The following is a 20,842-nucleotide window of genomic DNA, read 5'->3' as shown; positions in this document are numbered from 1 at the left end:
CCACATCCTGGCCGTCGGCAGCGGCGACCACCACTTAACGCGGGTCGATGATGTCTACACGTCGATGGACAATGACGAGCGGTATTTCACCGACGCCGCTTTGCGGATCAATTTGGACATTTCGCCGCTGTGTGGCTAGTGAGGGAAACCGTTCCGGTAGTTCTGGAACCACCGCCAGGCGAAGCCGGAACCCAAGAGCAGCCCGGCGCCCGTCAAGCCCGCGCCGATCCAGATCTCCGTCGTGCCGGACTCCCGCTCGACACGCGTTCCCGGCGGCAATTCGGCCGCGATCCCCTCGATCCTGCCCTGGATCGCACGATGGTCGAAGACGCTCAGCTCGCCGTCCTCCACCAACGTGCTCATCCAGCGGCGCACCTCGTTGTTCTGCTCAGGGGAAAAACCGGGAAACTCGATCGAGGACATCCGGAGCAGTCCAGGCCCCATGCACCTCAGCGGCTCGCCGGTGGACGCGTCGAGGTAGTGCCCGGTCGCCCCGCATTCGTCGCCCGGCCTGGCGAAAACGACGGTGTACGGCCCCGGCGCGCTGCCCGTGTTCAGGCCGATGAGGAGGAAGATCGCGCCGACCATCAACAGCGGGAGGAGCAGCGCCCCCGCCAGAACGGTCAGCAAGGCAGACGCGGTGCTGTCGCTCGACATTCTTCGCACGCTGCGGAAGGTAACGGCGGGTTAAGGGGAGGGGTCCCCGCAGTCGATCGGCTCGGACAAGACGCTCATAGGATTCTGTCACATTGTCAGGGATCTCTTGGTGAATCGCGAAACCGCGTTCGGCATGGACAGTAATAAGTTGGGTATCCCTGACAAGCATGTTGATGACCCGGTCCACATCGCCGATGCTCTCGATGTACTCGTCCAGCGAAAGCGGCCGCGAAGCACAGATGATGTCGACCTCGGGCCAGAGCTTCCTGCAAGTCGCATACGCCCGTCGCTGCTGATACGGCCGCGAGATGAGAACGACCGAAGCAACATTGAGGCCGCGAGACGCCAGCAGCCTCCGAGTGAGCGCGATGTTGGCGCTGGTGAAGACGATGAGTGGGAACATCCCGGCGTGGAACAGTTCCGCGGTGCGGGGTCGCGACGCCGAGGTCGTGGCTGCCGAGCCCGATGCCGACGTCGGCGGGCCGGAGTTCGTGACGCATGTCGTGGTTAGTCCCTGAGCGTTTGGACGTCGGCGCGGAGATCATCCGGCAGGGTCTCGGTCATCGGGGAGTCCGAGTCAAAGCGAAAGCCCCATGTCCTAAGTGGACATCCACTGACCTGGGGCTTTCGCGGGAGAGCGGATGACGGGAATCGAACCCGCGTATTCAGCTTGGGAACCAGGGTGATCATGCTGGAAAGTGGCCCTGACCTGCGGACGCTCGTCTCCCGCGATGCCTGGCGTTGACCTTGGTTGACCGGCCTGAATGGCACGCTAATGGCATGAGCTGCCCCCACCCAGTCCTCACCCGCCACCCCGATACGAAGCCAGCACGCGGACGGTGGTGCCGGGTCAAGGCACGCCTTCCCGCCTTGACCCGGTGCTACCGGCCGTTGTCACGATCCGGCTTCTGGGTGGTTCAGCGGCCACTTCTCGGGCTGAGAAAGCCTCGCCTCGGTGACCAGATACAAGGCGGCTGGGCCGTACTGCGAGTCGACGTACGCACAGGGCGAGCTCCCCGGCACCAACCCGAGTCCGCGTAGTTGAGTCTCCGTGCACAGAAAGGCCGGAGCATCTCGCGAACGGTAGCGGGGCAGTCCGTGCGGTGTCCATTCGTACGGTGTGGCGTCCATGGGTTCGACGCTAGAGATCAGCGGCGTCGACTTCAGCGGCCGTCCGGGCGACGAAGCATTCTTGCTCGACGAGGCGTCGGCGGCGCGCTGCGGCGCAGGCACTGGTTGTCGGGCGCTACGGCTTGCCTAACGACGTCACGATCCATACAGCATTGGGCGTGCTGCCGTGGCCGCCCGATCGAGCTCTCCTACTCTCCCGAGCGGAGCGACGTCTAACTCAAGAGCGGAGCACGATGACTGGACCTACTCCCTGGTGGGGAACCTTGGTTGTAGCCGCGGTTGGTCTCCTAGGCGTCCTTGTAACGGTGGGAGTCGCCGCCTGGCGCGAGCACAGGAGGGCAGAGGAGATGCGCATCGAACGTGCTCGGGAGCGTCGGTCAGGCGTCTACGCAGAGTTCTATCGAGTGGTTGCCGCCTACCGGAGGGTCGTCGACGAACTCGGTGACGCAGCGAGCAAACACCGTCAAGCGAAGACTAGGTTCGGACAGGCCGGAGCGACGAAGACAGTTGCGCAGTTGACCAATGACGTACGTGAGCTCGGTGACTCGGCCGCGATGGTGTACGGGCAGATTCGGTTCCTGGCCCCACTTGACGTGGTTTCAGCGGCTGCGCAGGCGGTTGAGGCGTTGACTCCTAATCAAGACGCGCGGGCGGACGGGCGAACAGATGGTGTAGAGGCCGACGCCTTCATACAGGCACTTGATGCAGTCGTCGCGAAGATGCGGCTCGATCTGGGCTCGGAGCCAGGTCACAACACGTCGCGCCGAGGCCGCCGGCCAGAGCGGAGCGGAGGCCGAGCGGTCCTCGGCGGCGGCACGCTTGCGGGCCGCTCTTGATCTTATAGAGCCAAGTTCGGCAAGAAACAGTATCACGCAGAGAGTTGGGCTCCGGACGACAATGAGGTGGCGCTGAAATCAAGCCAGCGCTTTGCCTAGAGGCTCCAGACTCGGTCAAGCGCTTCTGTGGCTAGCTGAGCTGAGCGTTTGCTTATCTGCTCGTCAGAAGGAAACTGCGCTTCGCCTTCCGTCCACGACAGCAATTCGGAGTCTAAATACACGTGGGACTTTTGTAGTGCCTCTACTTTCTTCGGCAAGCCGGAATCCCCTAATGAATTGTTGAACTCACTGGTTAACAATGTCAAATTGCCAATCGAGTAAACAAGATCTTGACTGTCGTTTGTGCCCATGGCCTGTGGCTTGATATGCTCGATCGACCAAGATGCGAGGTTCTGTCCTGCGGGTACCAACCTCTCAGCTTTCGCGAAAGCCATGAGGACGTAAGCAATAAATATCTTACGAGCACGAATCTTTTGCGCCTGGTTCAGCTGGAGAGAAGGAGCGTAGAAAAGTTTCTGAAAAGTTGCTTTGGCGCGTTCACGCGAAGGCAGACTGGCACGCAACCGCGTCCTAAGATCTGCGATTGCCTCGGAGACTTGTGCTTTAGTTGTCGCAGCTTCAAGGCGTACGGCAAATCGGTTGTAGCGACCTCGCGTGCCGCCTGTCGATCCACTGTTTGTCAAAGCTGTAAACTGAAAGTGAAAATTCTCTACAAGGCGCATAACCTCAATAAGTTGAGATTCCTTCACAAGCTGAGTCTCTTGATATTTTCGTGCGATGGCCAGCACGGTCGAATTTGCTACCGAGACGTTAAATATGGCCAACGCGCGAACGCTATCGACGAAGTCGGGTACCGAAAGGGCGTTGCGTACGCCCTTTACCTTAGGCTGAACCTGTACATCTTCATACTCTAGCCACTCGTATGTCGCAGTGTCCATTTCGAGTTCTTCTAGGTATGAAATATGCTTACAGGACTCAGAACCAAGTCGACTGCTGATTGCTTTGAATAACTCCGGCTCTTTTACCGCAGTGCGCCGCGAGTTCCACGATTGCCAGATAAATCGATCGACGACATCTATGCTGATGCGGCCGTCCTGAACCTTATCGACGAGACGATCCCATCTATCGGCAATCGCTTTTCGGTCGGGAGGGTTTGATGCACTGCGCCTGATCAACAGGTTCTTAACGAGATCAGATATACGCAGATCTGTGCCACGAGTATTGAGGGTCTCGAAGATGAGAAAGCCATCTTCTTCTGAAGTCAATTCGACCTGGATAACGCGAGCCTTAAGCAGGTTACCTCGAATGGACTTTAATAGCTCGATCTGATCGCCCGAGGAGAGCTCAATTAATGCGTGAGTCACGCGATCTTCGAAAAATTCCCTAGCCTCGCCGATGCGTTCGGCGCTGCGATTCCATTTTGCGTTAGACGGGATTGCGCTCGGATTCTGAATAACTTCGTAGAACATCTCCTCTGGACGCTTAATTACTGGGTATAAATTGTCGTCATCATCTGCGGAAATCAGATACTTCTGCGTGGCGTTCTCTTGCTTCTTTGCCGCCTCGCTCGTCTCGGAATCGCCGATAGCGGCGGCTTTTTCGGAAATTTTGAGAAAAGAATCTCGAACGACTGACAGTGCAATCGCGCTCGTGGTTAGGCGTTGCTGGCCATCAATGATAGAGTAGGTGTCATTAAAGAGATCTCTTTTCTCGCTCACCCACGTAACGGTGGATCCGAAGAAGAAGTCGCCTTGTGCAAGTACGACGTCGTTCCAAAAGTCTTCTAGCTGGTCAGACGACCAGCTATATGGACGCTGGAAGTTCGGAACTTCATATAGACAGTGTTGGAAGCAGGTTTGGATGGTTCTCGTCTGGCTCTTGATCGGAATTAACTCAACGCTAGACGAAGCTTCAGTCATCCTTTATCTCCACCTGTCGGGCTCCGGCTTGGTTGGGTGAATTGTAGCGGAATTCCATTGCCGGTGGAACAACTAGAAGGCCACTTCGTGAACAGAGAGAAGCTGTGCGGGCACGGCCCATTCTGCGTCCTTCAACTTGCTTCGCTTTGCTGGTTACCGTGTTGTCACGAGGTTCAGGCCCGCGTCGCGTTGGCAACGGTCACCCAGGCGCCGGCTCGTTCAGGGACGAGTTCGAACGAATATCGTTGACTTTTGCTGGCTCTCTTTCTTGAGTTAGTGGGCCGAAGTCGTCAGTAAAGAACCATAGCGGTTCCTGCCAGTCGCAGTCGCAGCTCAAAAGTTGCCCTTTGCATCGGGGGCAGATCTCGGTGTCGCAGCCGCGGGCGTGATATTGACCGTTGGCGGCTGCGCAGTCATGGCATGGGAACTCGAAACTATCGGGAAGGTCTGCACTAGACCAGCCTGATTTGACCCGCTCAACGTTCTCGGCGTCACCATAGGGAATTCCCGCCCAAGATTTCTCGTCGATTTTGAGTGCTTTTGGTATTTGAGATTAAATAATTTCGAGTGGAAACCTTCGGATAATGGTCATGCCGTTATAGGGCACGAACTCGCGCTGAAATTCACTCATTAAGGCCGCTTCGGTCGCCCACAAGTCCCGTTCAGTGTGGGCGTGAATTTCATCTTCAAGTTCGTTGGCAAGAAAGGAATGCGCAAATTCAAGAAGGACGATATATGCAGCTTTTAGCTGTTCGTTCGTCACATTGATATCGAAGTGAACGATTGCATTCCTGAAGTCGCGAGCTTCACGTAATTGTTTTAGTTCATCGGCTTCGATCTGCACGCCACAACTTGCTAGTCGCTCCATGGCCAGTTCGAGGGACACGGTGTGGCGAGGCTTGTCTACATTAGAATAAACAAATAGTGGATGGACGCGACGAAGGCGCTCCTTGAAAAAGAGTTCGAGTGCCTGGGTGGCGTGTACGACGGCAAATTTCCAACGCGCCGGGTCTTCTGTCGCCCCTTGGGCGCAGCGAAGAGACTCGTTGATAAACGAGTACGCGTTGCCGAGTAGGTCAAGTCCGGTCGGCTCGGTCATATGAACTCCGCTGGTGGCAGATCGTTACTTGGGGTAGATGATAGTCGCGCGTCGGCGATCTGACGTCAGATGAGGCGCTTTGTGAAACCTTCTTGGATCAGGTGCTCGTACGAGTCAATAACATCCTTTGCGACCTCTTGGTGGATAGCGAAGCCGCGTCCGGCGTAGACAGTGATGCGCTGGGTGTCGCCGACCAGCATGTTGATGACCCTGTCCACGTCGCCGATGCTCTCGATGTACTCATCCAGCGGGAGTGGCCGCGAAGCGCAGATGACGTCGACCTCGGGCCAGAGCTTCTTGCAGGTCGCGTAGGCGCGTCGCTGCTGGTACGGCCGAGAGATGAGAATGACCGATCCCACCTCGATGCCGCGAGATTCCAGAAGCGTGCGAGTGAGCGTGATGTTGTCACCGGTGTTCCGCGCCTCGGGCTCGACCAGGATGGCGTCATCCGGCACGCCCAGCTCAAGCGCATGTTCGCGGTAGTGCACCGCCTCGCCGCGCGGAAACCGCTCGACAGTCGTCGGCGCATTGGCCCCGGTGAAGACGATGAGCGGGAACATTCCAGCGTGGAACAGTTCCGCGGTGAAGGTCGCGACCCCGAGATCGTGACTACCGAGTCCGATCCCGACGTCGGAGGGCCGGAGTTCGTGGTGCATGTCGTGGTAGTCCCAGAGCGTCTGGACGTCGGCGCGGAGGTCGTCCGGCAGGGTGGTCGAACGCTCGGGCATCTGGGTCTCCAGGATCAGTCGGGGATTTTGAAAGTGTAGGTCCAGGAGAAACGGCTCGCGGCATGCACGCCACGCGCGAACTCGACTACGCGGCCGTCACCTGTGTACGTGCGTCGTTGAAGCACCATGACGGGTTCGCCTGCGGGGAGTTCGAGCTGCTCCGCCTCGTCGGGCGTCGGCATCCTGGCGTAGAAGGTCTCGGTCATGGTGTCCGGCTCAAGACCTTGCAAGGTGAGGACCAGGAACCCGCCACCTCGTCCCGCTGGACCGGGGGTCGGGTCGACGATAGGGGTGCCTTCGACGTCGGCGGGCCGGTAGTAGCTCGTCAGCATGTGGGTGGGCTGGCCCGCGTCCGTGACCAGTCGTGCCCGCTCATAGACCGGTGATCCGACCATGACGCCGAGGGCATCCGCGACTTCTCGGTCAGCTTCGACCTTGGCGACGGTCTGTGTCTGGTCAGTCGGTTTCCAGTCGCGGCCGGAAGCTTCGCGGTCTGCGACGAAGGCGACGGTGTCGCCGTACTTCCACTTGCTCTTCGCGTACCGGTCCTTGCCTAAGCGCTTCATGGGCGGCCGGGCTCGGACGACAGTCCCGCGTCGCCTGATCGGCGTGACCAGCCCTTCGGCTTCGAGGACTCCGACGGCCTTGCGGACAGTGTTGACGTTGACGTCGTACTCGTCGGCAAGCTCGTCTTGTTTGGGCAGCGTGGTGTCCGGGGCGTAGTCGCCCCGCTGGATCGCGTCTCGCAGGATCGCGGCCAGCTCGCGGTAGCCAGTGCCCACCTGGTCCTCCTTCGTCGGTCGATAACGCTAGCGGTATCACCCCATCATGGCCTACGGAGCCCGATAGAGATAGTTCTATTGACAACTGGTGCAGCGAAGCGCTTAATAGAACTACCTCTAACAGGTGCAAGCCCGGTAGGGCTCCAGAGACGACAGGAGACAGACGACATGGCGATCGCCAAGGGACACCGTTTCGAGATCGACTTTGATGCCGCGTTCCCGCTGGGGCTGGTGATGGTCGGAGAGGTCGCGCCGGACAACGAGTACCAGTCGCGGGAAGACCGCTCCGCAGGCCGACCTGTTCGTCAGCGGGTCGACGAAGTGACGGGCAAGCGGCAGTGGAAGGCCACGGTCACCGACCCGAGCGAGACCAACTCCAAGCGCGCGTCTTACGACGTCACGTTCCTGGCCGATGTGCAGCCAGTGCCGACCACGTCGGAGGTGCTGCCGGGTATGCGGCCGATTGAGCTGGAGGGCCTGACGGCTGAGCCGAAGGTGGCTGGTCAGGGCGAGTTCAAGTACCAGTCCTACGTATTCCGCGCGACCGGTTTCAAGGCTGCCGCATCCAAGTCGGGCCGTGCCTCCAACACTGCCGAGTCCACGCCCAAGGCGGCGTGATGACGGGCCGGGTGCCTGGCAGTCAGGGCGTGGCCGTGGTTCCACCGCACCTGGTCCAGAGCTGGGAGACGGCGTATCGCCACTACAGCGCGATGACGCAACGGACCGCACAAGGTGGGGATGCCTTGGCGGCGCATGACATGGCCGTCGCTTCCTTGGCGGTGGCGTCTGCGTGGCGGGAGCTGGCGACTCAGGGCCAGTTGCCGTGGTGGGTGCTGGCTGCGGTGTCGGCGGCTGCCGAGGGGTTCGAGGAGAACGCGCGGTCCTGGGAAATGCGCGCCTACAGCGAGGAAGGGCAGGTCCGTGGCGTTCAACGCGATGTGGAAGCCGGGGCGGCGGGCGGTCGCGGGGATGCAGGGCAATGGTTCGGCGAACCCCGCTCTGGTGATCTATCTGGACCCGGACAGCCTGGCGATCCTGCCGCCGTCCGACCCGGCCGAGTGGCCGGAGTTCATCCGGCTCCTTCGCCAAATCCGCGACAGCGCGGACGAACTGGCCGTCTTCCTCACCAAGCACCAGGCGGTGCGCGATGACGACACCCGGCCGGAATGAGCCACAAACGCTCCGGGACGCGCACGCGGTCGCTGCCGCTCGTCGCCCGAAGCCGGGGTCGAACCTGGAGACGTGGCTGAAGTTCCACCAGGCCAACGCGCGCATGTACCGCGCCGTGTCCGATGTGGACCGAGGGCATCACCACGAACTTCGTTACTGGGTGGGCTACGAGGAGCGGAAGGCCGAGGAGGTGGCCGCACAGATCCAAAAGGGCAAGTCGCAAGCCAGCTAGAAACTGAATGACAGAGCGAAAAACGCGCGTGGGGACGTGCGGCGTACAAACACGTCCTCACGCGCTGTGCAAGTCCCGTAAGGCGCAGAACCGGTAACTGGCCTAGGAACCTCGCCGGTTCTGCGCTGTCCACAACCTCTGGAAGTGAACAATGACAACGCTAAACGATGGCAACAAGCGTCCGCTAGACGGGGTCACCCGAACGCGCTGCACGGTCTGTAAGCGGTTCGCGAAGCTGCTGCCCGGCGAGACAGAATGTGCTCCCTGCCGGGGAATGCTGCCGCTGGACCTGACCGGCGGTGGTCGCCGATGAACGCGAACGGGATCGGTCTTTTCCTCGTCGGCGGCGGGATGCTGGGTGTGGTGGTGTGGCTGCTGCACAAGCTCGGCCGCGCCCTGGCCACGATCGCGGAAGTCCTCGCCGCCGCTATGGTCGTCTTCATCGCCCTGTGGTCGGCCGTGAAATTGTTGGGGTGGCTGGGAAAGCAGGTATTCCAACACTGGCGGACCAGCCGCGGCGTGCTCGCTGCGGTGGCCTGGTGGCAGTGGCTCGGCTGGCCGTCGCTGGCCATCACGACGGGTTCGGTCGGCGTGGTGCTGGTGGGGTGGCGGCTGCTCGACGTGGTGTCGTTCGACCGGTGCTGTGGCCGGTTCCTGCGGGCGTGGTGGCTGCGCTGGTTCACCTACGCCCGAAACTGCCCGGCTGGCTGCACGCCTGCGGCCTCTCTATCTCCGACGGCACCGTGCCCGTCGAAGTCACGGTCAACCTCGTCGGCCGCCGTCGCAAGGCGGTTTCTCATGCTGCGGCGGGTAGTGCTGCGATGCAGGTGCCGAAGGTGCTGGGGGTGAAGTCGGGGCCATCCTGGGATGAGGTCCGCGTCCGGCTCGTACCGGGACAGAAGCCGGAAGACTTCGACGATGCCGCCCGAGCGTTGGCGGTCGCTCGTAAGGTCACGCGGTGCCAGGTGCGAGAGCTGGAACCCAACGTCGTCTTGCTGGATTTCCAGCGTCGTGACCTCCTTAAGGCTTCGGTGGACTGTGCGGAGCTGCCCGACCTGGCGGCCGTCGACGGCGTGGATCTGCGGCGGGTGTTCGCCGGACGGACCGAGTACGGGAAGGACTGGCGGCTGCCGCTGACCGGTCCGGGCGCGCACATGCTCGTCGCCGGGGCCACCGGAGCCGGAAAGAACTCGGTCATGTGGTGCCCGCTCGTGTCGGCGGCGTCGGCGATCCGGGCCGGGACGGTGCGTGTCTCGGGGATCGACCCGAAGGGGATGGAACTCGCCTACGGACGCGGGATCTTCGCCCGCTACGGGGTTGCGGGGAAGGACGCGATCGAGGTCCTGGACGACCTGCTCGACGGCCTTGAGACCCGCAAGCGCGAGTTTGCCGGATTGACTCGTGAGGTTCCGATCTCCAAGGAAAACCCGTTGGAGGTGCTGGAGTTCGATGAGATGGGGCCCTGACCAAGTACACCGATCGCAAGACCCGCGAAGCCATCGTCGAACGAGTAGCGATCCTGACCACGCAGGGCCGGGCGTTGGGCTACACGGTGCGCGGATATGTGCAGGAGCCGACGAAGGACACGGTTCCGGTTCGGGAGCTGTTCCCACGTCGGGTGTGCCTGCGCGTCACCTCGAAGACTCACGTCGGGATGGTTCTCGGCGACGGCGCTTACGAACGGGGTGCGTGGGCGAACCGCATCGAAGAGTCGGCTGCGGGCGTCGGCTACATCTGGGGTGAGGGCATTTGCGAACCGCTGCGGGTCCGCGCGGGCTGGGTCCCGGACGAGACGGTCAAAGCCTTGGAGAACTACGTGACCAACGGCGGTGCCCACGTGATCGACCTTCCTGTCCGTCGAGGTGGAGAGGAGGTGGCGGCGTGAACCGCGTTCTGGTGTACTTCGATGCGATCAGCGATCACCTCGACTCCTACGCCTTTCCGCCGGTCGCGTCCGTGCGGGTCGGGTTCGGCCCGGACCCGGTGTCTGTCCAGCTCGATACCGATGGTCTGACGGACGTGGCACGGAGCCTTGTCGCCTGGGCGGATTCCCTGGAGAACGTGACCGCCGCGATCTGGCGGGTGCCCCACGGCGGAAGCGTGCACCTGGAAATCCAGGGTCGGGCTCCCTGTGGCATCCCGGTCACGGTCTACGGCGGTGTCCAGTTCGACGAAGCCACGTTCCCGGATCTGCCTGCGGGCATGCGGCAGGAGATGCCGGTGTTTGTGCTGCGGCAGTGGAGCACGGCTGGGGAGGTGGCCGCGTGACGTGCACCAAGGAAGCCGCGGTGACCACGCCGGCCAAAACCCGGGCCGCTCGGATGCGGGAACCTCTCGCCTCCGACGTGGTCAAGGCGACCGCTGAGAAGCACGAGGTTTGTGTCCGGCCGTTGACTCCAGCGACGCGAATGTGCCACCTCGGGATCACCTGGTGATGCACGCGATCTCTGAACGGATCGCCTGGAAAGCCGAGTACGACAGGGCGCTACTCGCCGCGCAGGGTCCGCCGGATCTTTCGGCAACTCAGGGTGTGGCTGCTTAGGAACTGGGGAGGGAACACATGGAAGCCAGGTATCTGACGGTCGAAGAAGCGGCTGCCTACCTCAATACCGGCGTCCGGTTCGTACGTCGACTGATCGCCGAACGGCGCATCGCCTTTCACAAGGCGGGGGTTCATGTCCGTCTCGCTCTCACGGATCTGGAGAGCTTCATGCAGGCCGGGCGGGTGGAGCCGATCACGCGCGCCTCGGTCCGCCGTGACCTGGGAAGGGCGGCCTGAGATGGCGAACAAGCGTGGGCATCGTGGTTTCGGGACTGTTCGGCAACTTCCGTCCAAGCGGTGGCAGGCTCGCTATCCCGGACCTGACGGAATCATGCGGCCAGCGCCTGACACCTTCGACACGAAGCGGGCTGCTGAACGCTGGCTGTCGTTGACGGAAACGCAGGTCACACAAGGCGAGTGGATCGACCCAGAGCGGGCAAAGCGCAAGCTCGGCGACTACGCGGACCAGTGGATCACCCAACGGCCTGGGCTTCGTCCGCGAACGGTCGAGCTGTACAAATGGTTGCTGCGTAAGCACATTGCGCCGGACCTCGGCGGAGTCGAGTTGGGAAAGCTGTCGACGGCGGTCATTCGTCAGTGGCGCGCGGATCGGCTGGCGGCTGGTGTCTCGGAGTCGGTGACGGCCAAGGCGTACCGGCTGCTGCGGGCGATCCTGAACACGGCGGTGGATGAGGACAAGATCTTGCCGCGCAATCCGTGCCGAGTCCGTGGGGCCGATCGCGAGAATCCGGACGAACGGCCGGTGATCACCGTGGCCCAAGTGTTCGACCTGGCCAGCCGGATGCCGGAGCGTTTCCGTGCCCTGGTGCTCCTCGCCGCGTTCGGCTCGCTGCGATGGGGTGAGGTGACCGCACTGCGCCGGTGCGACGTCGCCGAAGACGCGGGCTGGGTCCGGGTGTCGCGCGCGATGGTCGAGGTTCCCGGTCGCGGGCTCATCGTCGGGCCGCCCAAGTCGAGGGCGGGTGTCCGGACGCTGATCATTCCGGCGGCGGTCCGGCCTGACCTTCTGCGTCACCTGGAGACGTGGGTCAAGCCCGAGCAAGACGCGCTTCTCTTCACCGGTGAGCGTGCCGGTAACCCGGTGCGTCGGCCGAACTTCAGTCAGCGGACGAAGTGGACGGACGTCGTGGCGAAGATGGGTCTCAAGGGCCTGCACTTCCATGATCTCCGGCACGCGGGGAACATCTGGGCGTCGAAGGCGGGCACGTCGACCAAAGACCTCATGGCGCGGATGGGGCATGACGACATGCGGGCGGCGCTCATCTATCAGCGGGCGACCAGCGACGCTGACGAACGGATCGCTGATCGGCTGTCGAAGCTCGTCGACCAGCACCGGACGGGCAACGCGGATGACGATGACGACGGCCTGAGTGGCCAGCCGGTACCCGTCGGATAATGGCCCGTTAATGGCCCAGCCGGAAGATCGGCCGGACAAAGCGAAAGCCCCAGATCCAAAGTGGACATCCACTGACCTGGGGCTTTCACATGAGAGCGGATGACGGGAATCGAACCCGCGTATTCAGCTTGGGAAGCTGATGTTCTACCATTGAACTACATCCGCAGTGCTCGGCCAGCATACATGGTCCGGATCTCTCCCTGCCAAGCCCCACCCTCCCTTGACGTCGCCGCCGAAAGTGACAACACTTGTTGTCTACATCGGAGGTGAGCCGGATGGACGAGAGGCTGCCCGACCCCGAACTGTTCCGCCAAGGCGGGTTCCGGGTCGCGTCGAGGCTGTTCATCGAGGGCGACATCAGGGGCGACGAGCGTCAGGTGGCCCGGCTGCGGAAGTTCGCGCAGCGGGAGGATCCGGCCGCGGACGTGTTGGTGCCGTACCTCCGAAGCGGCGGTCACAAGACGTTCGAACAGGCGCTGCGGCAAGGTATCGACAGTGTCGAGGGTCCGCCGGAGGATCTCGAAGCCTTCTTCCGTGACGTCGAGGCGACGCCGTACTGGGTCGACCAGGATCGCCTGGACCGCGGAGCGCGGGCGATCACGCGTGCCGGGTTGCTCGGTCTCTTTCCGCTGGGTGACGTCTCCCTGATGGGCGGTTATCTCGCGTCGCGCGCCACGAAGTCGCTCGTCGGCACCGGTGAGATCGAGTACAAGGCGGCGCGGCGCCTCGTCGAGACGGCGACGTGGTGGATCCACGTGACGACGCCGGGCGCGCTGGTGCTCGGTGGGCGCGGGTACCAGTCCGCGTTGCGGGTGCGGGTGGTGCACGCGCATGTCCGCGCGGCCATGAATCGCCGCGAGGACTGGGATTACGCCGCTTGGGACCGGCCGGTCAACCAGGTCCAGACCGCGGGCACGCTCCTGCTCTTCTCCCTCGTCTACGTCTTCGGCACGCAGCTGCTCGGGCTCCGCTACAGCGCCCGCGAGCGCGCCGACATCCTGCACCTGTGGCGGTACGTCGGCTGGCTGATGGGCGTCGATGAGGAACTCCTGCCCGCCGGCGAGGACGACGCCTGGCGGCTGCTGTGGCTGCTCGCCACCACCGAATTCATCCCCGACGACGATTCCAAGCGGCTCGCCGCGGCGCTCATGAAGTCCCACGCCGGGATCGGCGAGGGCCGGGGCGCGGTCGGCAAGGTCCTGTCGCACGTGTCGGTCGCGGCGCACGGGTCGATCAGCCGGCTCCTGCTCGGCAAGACCAACGCCGACTTCCTGGACCTGCCCGACGATCCGATCGCGCAGGCCGCCGTGGTCGCGGTGGCGGGCGTCAACTTCGCCGCCGAGACGGTCCGGCGGCTGGTGCCGGGGGCGACGGCGCTCCAGGAGCGGATCGGGGCCGCCGGGCGACGCCATTATCTCCGGCAGGTCACCAAGGTCTTCCGGCTCGACCCCACCTACGGCAGGCACATGAAGGCCGCTTGACTACGCTGATCGCGTGCTCCTCAGCGACCGTGACCTCCGTAAAGAGCTCGACGCCCGCCGTCTCGGCGTCGACCCGTTCGACCCGACGATGGTCCAGCCGTCGAGCATCGACGTGCGCCTCGACCGCTTCTTCCGCGTGTTCGACAACAGCAAGTACACGCATATCGACCCGCAGCTCCAGCAGGACGAGCTGACGTCGCTGGTCGAGAAGGAGGGCGAAGACCCCTTCGTCCTCCACCCCGGTGAGTTCGTGCTCGGCTCCACTTACGAGACCGTCACACTCGCTGACGACCTCGCGGGCCGTCTGGAGGGTAAGTCTTCCCTCGGCCGCCTCGGCCTGCTCACCCACTCCACCGCGGGCTTCATCGACCCCGGCTTCTCCGGCCACATCACCCTCGAACTGTCGAACGTGGCGAACCTGCCGATCACGCTCTGGCCGGGGATGAAGATCGGCCAGCTCTGCATCTTCCGCCTGTCCAGCGCCGCGGAGTTCCCGTACGGCTCGAACGAAGCAGGGTCGCGCTACCAGGGGCAGCGCGGGCCGACCCCCAGCCGCGCGTACAAGAACTTCCACCGCGTCGACACCTGGAGGTAGCGCGTTGGCCCACGGGGGCTTCCCAGTCGATCCGGTGCTGCCACATGAAGGCGTTCGGATCCTCCTTCGGCGGGGCGCCGCCGTTGAGGTCGCGTGGGTCGCCCACGGCCGGTAGACCTCCCGCGTCGCGCGCACGATCTCGAACTCCAGGGCAAGGGATCTTCGCACGGAAGTCGCATCCCGAAGACCGGTGGAAGGTGCTCATCGAGATCGACGCGGCGACGATGACCGGTGCCGCGCCGCTGTGGGATCACCTGCTGAAGTCGGTTCGCGGGGCCTGTGAATCCGCTTCCTCCCATGCCGCGATCATCACGCACGAGTCGACCGAAATGATCACTGAGCGCAACCGCTGACCGGTATTACTACTTTCGGGGGTATTGCCGTAACCGGTTCGTGATAGTTTTCGGCCTCGTGCCCCCCAAAAGAGCCAGAAACCGGCTACTTCTTGTCACGCTCAGCTTTCTGCTGGGTGGGGTGATCGCCAGCGCGAGCTACCTGATGGTGACCGACCGTTTCCAGGGAACGGCGCTGAGCAACCTGTCGTTGAGCGTCCCCGACACCAAGGGCAGGCCCGGCGACGCACTCGCGAAGCCGCCCGCCCACTTCGGTCAGACGTCCGTTCCCGCGGCGGGCGAGCCCGCGTCCGGCTCGCCCGCTCCGACGTCGTCTTCGGCGGCCCCCACGTCGTCCTCCGCCCCGCCCAGCTCGTCCTCCGCCGCGGCCGAGCCGCCCGCCCAGCCTTCCGAGGCCCCGAAGCCCACCCCCAGCAAGGCTGCGGACCCGCCTCGCTCGCAGGACAGCTCACTCGCCGATCAGGTCATCGACCTCGTCAACTCCGAGCGGGCCGACGCGGGCTGCTCGCCGGTGAGCGACGAGTCGCGTCTCGCCGCCGCCGCGCAGGGCCACAGCAACGACATGTCCGCCAGGAACTACTTCTCGCACACCACGCCGGAAGGCACCACGTTCGACCAGCGCATCCGGGCCGCCGGCTACGACAAGCCCGGCGCGGAGAACATCGCCAAGGGGCAGTCGAACGCCGCCAAGGTGATGGATGCCTGGATGAACTCCGAGGGCCACCGCGCGAACATCCTCAACTGCAAGCTGAAGAAGATCGGCGTCGGCGTCAACACCAAGGGCATGTACTGGACGCAGAACTTCGGCTACTGACCCTTGTTCCAGCGTTCGGCGATGTCGCCGTAGCGGGCCAGAACCGCCGCGCGCAGCTCGGCATCCGTCCGCGGGACCGGTTCGATGAACACCTCGGTGACATCCCCGAACGACCGGGTCAGTTCGGTCGCCAGCCGGACACAGGCGCGTTCGACGTCCGCCGCGCCCAGTGTGTCGTCGAAGTCGACCCGCGCGCAGACGAGCACCTGGTCGGTGCCCATCAGCATGGTCTGGAGATCGACGACGGCCTCGATCTCGGGCGTGCCGGCCAGGTGGTCCCGGATCCCGCGCACCAGCTTCGGATCAGCCTGCCTGCCGATCAGCAGGCCGCGGTTGGTGCGACCGAGCACGTAGGCGACGAGCGCCAGCAGCACCCCGATAGCGATCGACGCCGCGCCGTCCCAGACGTGCGAGCCGGTGAGCTGGTGCAGCCCGATCCCGGCGAACGCGAGCAGCAGGCCGATCAGCGCCGCCGAGTCCTCGAACAGGACGGTCTTCGGCGCCGGGTCGTCGATCGTCCGCAGGTAGACCGACACTTTCTTGCCCGCTTCGGCGGCGTCGCGCCGCACTTGCCGTACGGCCTGAAGCCACGACACGGACTCGAGGACGAAGGCGATCGCGAGGACGACGTAGCCGACGATCGGATCGGTCTGGTCGGTCGCCTCGCCGAACACCGTCGAGAAGCCCTCGTACAGCGCGAACATCGCGCCGGAGGCGAAGATCGACACCGCCGCGAGCAGCGACCAGAAGTACCGCTCCTTGCCGTAGCCGAAGGGATGAACGCGGTCGGCCGGCCGGTCCGAGCGTTTCAGCGCGGTCAGCAGGAGGACCTCGGTGATCGTGTCGGCCATCGAGTGCGCGGCTTCCGAGAGCATCGCGCCGGAGCCGGTGATGATCCCGGCGATCAGCTTCAGTACCGCGATGGCGAGGTTGACCCCGCCCGCCAGCACTACGGTCAGGGTGCTTTCACCGCTGGGTTCTTCACTCACCTTGCGGAGCGTAGTGCGAGTGCGCCGATCTCACAGGCGACGCAAACCCTGGAGGACACGCTCCATCAAGGCGAGTGCCGGATGACCGTCGAATTCAGCCTGCGTTTCATGAACGGTAACCAAACCGAGTTCGGCCATGTCACCCAAAAGGACCTTTGCAACGCCGAGTGGAACGCTTAATGACGCGGCGACTTCGGCGACGGAAGTCGGACGGCGGCACAGTGATCGGACCGAATGGAATTCCACGCTGAATCCCGGCGCGCTCCACGGCGCGTCGTTCCGGACGGAAATCATCGCTTCGATCGCGAAGTTCCGCTTGGCCTGCGTGCGTCCGCCCGTGCGGACGTACGGGCGGACGCGCGTGCGCTGCCGTTCCTGCCGCGGCGGTCGCCGGGCGGCCGGGATGCTGGGGATGGTCGCTTCCTGAGCCATCCGGGCGAGTGCCGCGGCCGACGGCAGGCGAGTCATCGGGCGACCCGTCGACGACCCCGGCATCGCGAGGCGGTGTTCCTTGCCCGGACGGAGTTCGTGACGGTTGCCCATTGATTTCCTCGCCCCTTTTTTGGACCTTCTGCCTGTGCCGCCTAAAGCAACCTCGTGAACGACAACGGCAACGAGGAAACGCCAGCTTATCGCCGCCGTGTACCGCCGAACGGGTAAGGGAACGGAATGGTCTGGACCGGATAAAACACGAGAGAACATTCTCTCGCATTATGTGCGAGAGAATGTCCCCTCCGGCCTCGATGTTCTACTTGTCTTCCTCGGGAAGCGGTGTCCCGGTGGCCGTTTCGCTGGTAGGCACATCCGCCTCGCCGTCGAGTTCGGCATCTGAGACGGCGTCCAGCGACGGTGCGCCCGCCGGGACCAGGTGCGGTTCCGGCTTCCGCTTGACCGCGGTCAAGAGCAACTGCGCGACGTCGACGACTTCGACCTTCTCGCTCGCCTGTCCGTCGCTCTGGCGCGCGGTGACACCGTCGGTCAGCATCACGCGGCAGAACGGGCAGCCGGTCGCGATCTTGGACGGCGCGGTGCCGAGCGCCTCGTCCACGCGTTCGACGTTGATCCGCTTGCCGATCTTCTCTTCCATCCACATGCGCGCGCCACCGGCGCCACAGCACATCGACCGGTCGCCGTGCCGCGGCATCTCCCGCAACTGCGCGCCCGAAGCGCTGACGAGCTCACGAGGAGCGTCGTAGACCTTGTTGTGGCGGCCCAGGTAGCACGGGTCGTGATAGGTGACGTCCTCGGCGACCGGGGCCACCGGCGTCAGGTGCTTCTCCCGTACCAGGCGGTTGAGCAACTGCGTGTGGTGCACGACGTCGAACTGGCCGCCCAGTTCCGGATACTCGTTCGCGAGGGTGTTGAAACAGTGGGCACAGGTGACGACCACCTTGCGCGCCTTGCGTTCGCGGCCCTCGAACACCGAGTTCAGGATCTCGACGTTCTGCTGCGCCAGCATCTGGAACAGGAACTCGTTGCCCGCGCGGCGGGCCGGGTCACCGGTGCAGGATTCCTCCGAGCCGAGCACGGTGTACTTCACGCCCGCGATGTGCAGCAGTTCCGCGACGGCCCGCGTGGTCTTCTTCGCGCGGTCCTCGAACGCCCCGGCACAGCCGACCCAGAAGAGGTACTCGGTGTCGCCGAGGTCGCCGTCGAACACCGGCACCTCGAAGTCCAGGTCCTCGGTCCAGGCGAGCCGGTCCTTGGCGTTCTGGCCCCACGGGTTGCCCTTGTTCTCCAGGTTCTTGAACATCCCGTTGAGCTCGCTGGGGAACGCGGACTCGATCATCACCTGGTAGCGGCGCATGTCGATGATGTGGTCGACGTGCTCGATGTCCACCGGGCACTGCTCGACGCAAGCGCCGCAGGAGGTGCAGGACCACAGCACCTCGGGGTCGATGATGCCGCCGTCGTCGCCGATGAGCGCCTTCTGCGATTCAGCGATCGCGAGGACGTCGATACCGGCGTACATGTTGTCCCCGGACAGCCCGACCTCGTCGCCCGCCATGTCGCGCTTGCCGCCCGCGAGCAGGTACGGCGCCTTCGCGTAGGCGTGGTCGCGAAGCTGCGTGATGAGCAGCTTCGGCGAAAGCGGCTTGCCGGTGTTCCACGCGGGACACTGCGACTGACAGCGGCCGCATTCGGTACAGGTGGAGAAGTCCAGCCAGCCCTTCCAGCTGAAGTCCTCGACCTTGCCGACGCCGAACGTGTCCTCGTCCGGGTCCGCCTCTTCGAGGTCGAGCACCTTGCCGTTGCTCATCATCGGCTTGAGCGCGCCGAGCGCGACGCCGCCGTCGGCCTCGCGCTTGAAGTAGATGTTGAAGAAGGCGCTGAACCGGTGCCAGGCGATGCCCATGGTCATCGTGCGCGCGATGACGATCAGCCAGATCGTGGCGCTCATCAGCTTGACGAAGGCGAATACCGAGACCAGGTTCGGGCTGGCGGGCAGCAGCTCACCGATCGGGTGCGAGACGAACGCGGCCCAGACCGGGGTCTCGTGGACGTTCATCGCGGACTTCGCGGCGCGGACGCCGATGATGCCGATGCCCTCGATGAGCACGACGGCTTCGATGAAGTACGCCCACTTGAAGTTGGAGCCCTGGAAGCGGGACTGCCGGTCGGCGCGACGCGGGTGGTTCTTCTGCCGGATCCCGATCAGCACCAGGGCACCGACGATGGTGCCGACCCCGAGGATCTCCATGAGCAGCTGGAACAGCGACCAGTCGTCCAGGATGGGCCAGCCCCACGTGGGGACGAAGACTTCGCCGTACGCCTCGAACAGGGCGAGCGACCCGAGCAGGAAGCCCCACATGACCAGCCAGTGGGCGGCCCCGACGCTGCGGATCTTGTTCATCCGGGTGTGCGCGGCGAATTCCTTGATCAGGGTCTTCATTCGCGGCACGAACGGGCCGTTGCGGGTCGCGTCGGGCTGGCCGAGGCGGATCACCCGCACGAAGCGGGCGATGGTCGCGAAGAACATTCCCCAGGCGACGACGCCGAGCAAGACTGAGATCCCGCCGAGCGTCAGCTGTACAGCGCCCATCGTCGGGTGCCTTTCGTCCGAGTGAAGCTGTGGTGGTGGTGGCAGACTAATGCTTCTTACTGATGGGTAACCCACTGACCGCGCCCAAGTCCCACCGATGTGGTGTACGCCTCTCTTTGTTTTAAGACGATCGTCCAGGTAGTTTTTGTGACATGGGTGCGTACTTTCTCCTCGCTTTCGCCATCGCCGCCGAGGTGACCGCCACGGTCTCGTTGAAGCTTTCCGAGGGCTTCAGCAAGCTGGGCCCGTCGATCCTCGTGGTGGCCGGATACGCCTTCGCGTTCGTCGCGCTCGCGTACGTTCTCAAGGCGGGCGTGCCGGTGAGCGTCGCCTACGCCATCTGGGCCGCGGCGGGTGTCGCGCTGGTGGCGGCCGTCGGCATCGTGTTCTTCAAGGAGCCGGTCAACTTCGCCGTGATCGCCGGGCTGGTGCTGGTGGTCGGCGGTGTCGTGTTGATCGAGGCAGGGGGCGCGCACTAAGTGAAGATCCAGGTCGACGGCCGGAAGGCCAGGGGCGAGAAGCGGCGCGAGGAGATCATCGCGGCCGCACTGCGGGTGATCGAACGGGACGGCGTCGCCGGTGTCACCCATCGGACGGTCGCCACCGAGGCGGGCGTGCCCACCGCGTCGACGACGTATCACTTCTCCAGCCTCGACGACCTGCTGATCGCGACCCTCATCTCGTGCGCGAGGGATATGGCGACCGAGGTCTACTGGATGATCGACAGGGCCCGCTCGCGCGGCAGCCGCGGCGCGGAAGAGGTCGCCGGACTGCTCGCCGAGGCGCTGGGGCCGCGACGCGGGCGGACGATGGCGGAATACGAGCTGTACCTGCTGGCCGCGCGGAAGCCCGAACTGCGGCCGGCCGCGCGGCGCTGGCTGGACGTGCTGACCTCGATGGTCCGGCACGATGACGAGGTCGCCTTCCGGGTGTTCCTCGCCGGTATCGACGGCCTGCTGATCCAGGGCCTCATCGACGACGAGCCGCCCTCCGCGGACGAGTTGCGGCCGGTGGTGGATTACCTGCTGAAACCTCGTTGACCTGCCGGGTAGCT

At 63.9% G+C, this 20,842-nt stretch carries 20 protein-coding genes, 1 tRNA gene and 2 pseudogenes; 13 read left to right on the top strand and 10 right to left on the bottom strand.

The window, feature by feature from the left end:
* Positions 1 to 135: 135 nt before the first annotated feature.
* The 6 genes and pseudogenes from BS329_RS06475 to BS329_RS06455 all read right to left on the bottom strand — a co-directional run bounded on the left by BS329_RS06475 (position 136) and on the right by BS329_RS06455 (position 7,152).
* Positions 136 to 657, bottom strand: a complete 522-nt coding sequence (locus BS329_RS06475; protein WP_244197043.1) for a hypothetical protein — start codon at positions 655 to 657, stop codon at positions 136 to 138.
* Positions 658 to 715: 58 nt separating this feature from the next.
* Positions 716 to 1,221: pseudogene (locus BS329_RS44390) on the bottom strand (YdcF family protein); the annotation flags it as partial.
* Positions 1,222 to 2,719: 1,498 nt separating this feature from the next.
* The gene (locus BS329_RS06465) at positions 2,720 to 4,543 is read right to left on the bottom strand and encodes a DUF262 domain-containing protein (RefSeq protein ID WP_076156486.1); all 1,824 of its coding nucleotides are present in this window, start codon (positions 4,541 to 4,543) and stop codon (positions 2,720 to 2,722) included.
* Between the two features lie 553 nt (positions 4,544 to 5,096).
* Positions 5,097 to 5,642, bottom strand: coding sequence for a hypothetical protein (locus tag BS329_RS42370; RefSeq protein WP_143252874.1), 546 nt, complete (start codon positions 5,640 to 5,642; stop codon positions 5,097 to 5,099).
* 65 nt (positions 5,643 to 5,707) lie between these two features.
* Positions 5,708 to 6,370 carry a YdcF family protein gene (locus BS329_RS06460; protein ID WP_076156483.1) on the bottom strand — a complete coding sequence of 221 codons (663 nt, stop codon included), beginning with the start codon at positions 6,368 to 6,370 and terminating at the stop codon, positions 5,708 to 5,710.
* 14 nt (positions 6,371 to 6,384) lie between these two features.
* Positions 6,385 to 7,152: a GntR family transcriptional regulator gene (locus BS329_RS06455; RefSeq protein ID WP_076156480.1), complete on the bottom strand. Its 768-nt coding sequence runs from the start codon at positions 7,150 to 7,152 to the stop codon at positions 6,385 to 6,387.
* 168 nt (positions 7,153 to 7,320) lie between these two features.
* Between BS329_RS06455 and BS329_RS06450 the strand changes: the two genes are divergently transcribed.
* The 7 genes and pseudogenes from BS329_RS06450 to BS329_RS06420 all read left to right on the top strand — a co-directional run bounded on the left by BS329_RS06450 (position 7,321) and on the right by BS329_RS06420 (position 12,513).
* A complete protein-coding gene (locus tag BS329_RS06450; protein WP_076156477.1) occupies positions 7,321 to 7,770 on the top strand; it encodes a hypothetical protein in 450 nt (149 codons plus the stop codon).
* A gap of 303 nt (positions 7,771 to 8,073) precedes the next feature.
* On the top strand, positions 8,074 to 8,322 hold the full coding sequence (locus BS329_RS06445; RefSeq protein ID WP_076156474.1) for a hypothetical protein: 249 nt from the start codon (positions 8,074 to 8,076) through the stop codon (positions 8,320 to 8,322).
* Positions 8,300 to 8,554: an AMED_5909 family protein gene (locus BS329_RS06440; RefSeq protein WP_076156471.1), complete on the top strand. Its 255-nt coding sequence runs from the start codon at positions 8,300 to 8,302 to the stop codon at positions 8,552 to 8,554. Before BS329_RS06445 ends, BS329_RS06440 begins: the two co-directional genes overlap by 23 nt.
* Positions 8,555 to 8,863: 309 nt before the next feature.
* Positions 8,864 to 10,439: pseudogene (locus BS329_RS06435) on the top strand (FtsK/SpoIIIE domain-containing protein).
* Positions 10,436 to 10,822, top strand: a complete 387-nt coding sequence (locus BS329_RS06430) for a hypothetical protein (protein ID WP_076156469.1) — start codon at positions 10,436 to 10,438, stop codon at positions 10,820 to 10,822. Before BS329_RS06435 ends, BS329_RS06430 begins: the two are co-directional and overlap by 4 nt.
* A 292-nt stretch (positions 10,823 to 11,114) precedes the next feature.
* Positions 11,115 to 11,333, top strand: a complete 219-nt coding sequence (locus BS329_RS06425) for an excisionase family DNA-binding protein (protein ID WP_076156466.1) — start codon at positions 11,115 to 11,117, stop codon at positions 11,331 to 11,333.
* Between the two features lies 1 nt (position 11,334).
* The gene (locus BS329_RS06420; RefSeq protein WP_084749410.1) at positions 11,335 to 12,513 is read left to right on the top strand and encodes a tyrosine-type recombinase/integrase; all 1,179 of its coding nucleotides are present in this window, start codon (positions 11,335 to 11,337) and stop codon (positions 12,511 to 12,513) included.
* Between the two features lie 94 nt (positions 12,514 to 12,607).
* Here the strand turns inward: BS329_RS06420 and BS329_RS06415 are convergent.
* Positions 12,608 to 12,678: transfer RNA gene (locus BS329_RS06415), tRNA-Gly, on the bottom strand.
* Between the two features lie 110 nt (positions 12,679 to 12,788).
* Here BS329_RS06415 and BS329_RS06410 point away from each other — a divergent pair.
* The 4 genes from BS329_RS06410 (at position 12,789) to BS329_RS06395 (ending at position 15,756) form a co-directional block, all read left to right on the top strand.
* Positions 12,789 to 13,994 carry an oxygenase MpaB family protein gene (locus tag BS329_RS06410; protein WP_076156463.1) on the top strand — a complete coding sequence of 402 codons (1,206 nt, stop codon included), beginning with the start codon at positions 12,789 to 12,791 and terminating at the stop codon, positions 13,992 to 13,994.
* 13 nt (positions 13,995 to 14,007) lie between these two features.
* On the top strand, positions 14,008 to 14,589 hold the full coding sequence (gene dcd, locus BS329_RS06405; protein WP_076156460.1) for a dCTP deaminase: 582 nt from the start codon (positions 14,008 to 14,010) through the stop codon (positions 14,587 to 14,589).
* Between the two features lie 197 nt (positions 14,590 to 14,786).
* Positions 14,787 to 14,942, top strand: coding sequence for a hypothetical protein (locus BS329_RS44090; RefSeq protein WP_208619154.1), 156 nt, complete (start codon positions 14,787 to 14,789; stop codon positions 14,940 to 14,942).
* 121 nt (positions 14,943 to 15,063) lie between these two features.
* The gene (locus BS329_RS06395) at positions 15,064 to 15,756 is read left to right on the top strand and encodes a CAP domain-containing protein (protein WP_143252872.1); all 693 of its coding nucleotides are present in this window, start codon (positions 15,064 to 15,066) and stop codon (positions 15,754 to 15,756) included.
* Here the strand turns inward: BS329_RS06395 and BS329_RS06390 are convergent.
* The 3 genes from BS329_RS06390 to BS329_RS06380 all read right to left on the bottom strand — a co-directional run bounded on the left by BS329_RS06390 (position 15,750) and on the right by BS329_RS06380 (position 19,788).
* Positions 15,750 to 16,745: a cation diffusion facilitator family transporter gene (locus BS329_RS06390; RefSeq protein WP_076156457.1), complete on the bottom strand. Its 996-nt coding sequence runs from the start codon at positions 16,743 to 16,745 to the stop codon at positions 15,750 to 15,752. The two genes, BS329_RS06395 and BS329_RS06390, sit on opposite strands and share 7 nt — an antisense overlap.
* Positions 16,746 to 16,775: 30 nt before the next feature.
* Positions 16,776 to 17,288, bottom strand: coding sequence for a DUF742 domain-containing protein (locus BS329_RS06385; protein ID WP_076156454.1), 513 nt, complete (start codon positions 17,286 to 17,288; stop codon positions 16,776 to 16,778).
* A 205-nt stretch (positions 17,289 to 17,493) separates the two neighbouring features.
* Positions 17,494 to 19,788, bottom strand: a complete 2,295-nt coding sequence (locus BS329_RS06380; RefSeq protein ID WP_076156451.1) for a (Fe-S)-binding protein — start codon at positions 19,786 to 19,788, stop codon at positions 17,494 to 17,496.
* Between the two features lie 152 nt (positions 19,789 to 19,940).
* On the opposite strand from BS329_RS06380, the gene BS329_RS06375 reads away from it, so the two are divergent.
* Complete coding sequence (locus BS329_RS06375) at positions 19,941 to 20,267, top strand: DMT family transporter (RefSeq protein WP_076156448.1); 327 nt, start codon at positions 19,941 to 19,943, stop codon at positions 20,265 to 20,267.
* Entirely contained in the window at positions 20,268 to 20,828 is a 561-nt protein-coding gene (locus BS329_RS06370; protein ID WP_020632424.1) for a TetR/AcrR family transcriptional regulator, read from the top strand.
* Positions 20,829 to 20,842 lie beyond the last annotated feature (14 nt).

Origin of the sequence: Amycolatopsis coloradensis, assembly GCF_001953865.1 — a bacterium.
Classification (GTDB): domain Bacteria; phylum Actinomycetota; class Actinomycetes; order Mycobacteriales; family Pseudonocardiaceae; genus Amycolatopsis; species Amycolatopsis coloradensis.
The sequence above is the reverse complement of the archived record's forward strand: the minus strand, read 5'-3'. Positions and strand labels throughout refer to the sequence as shown.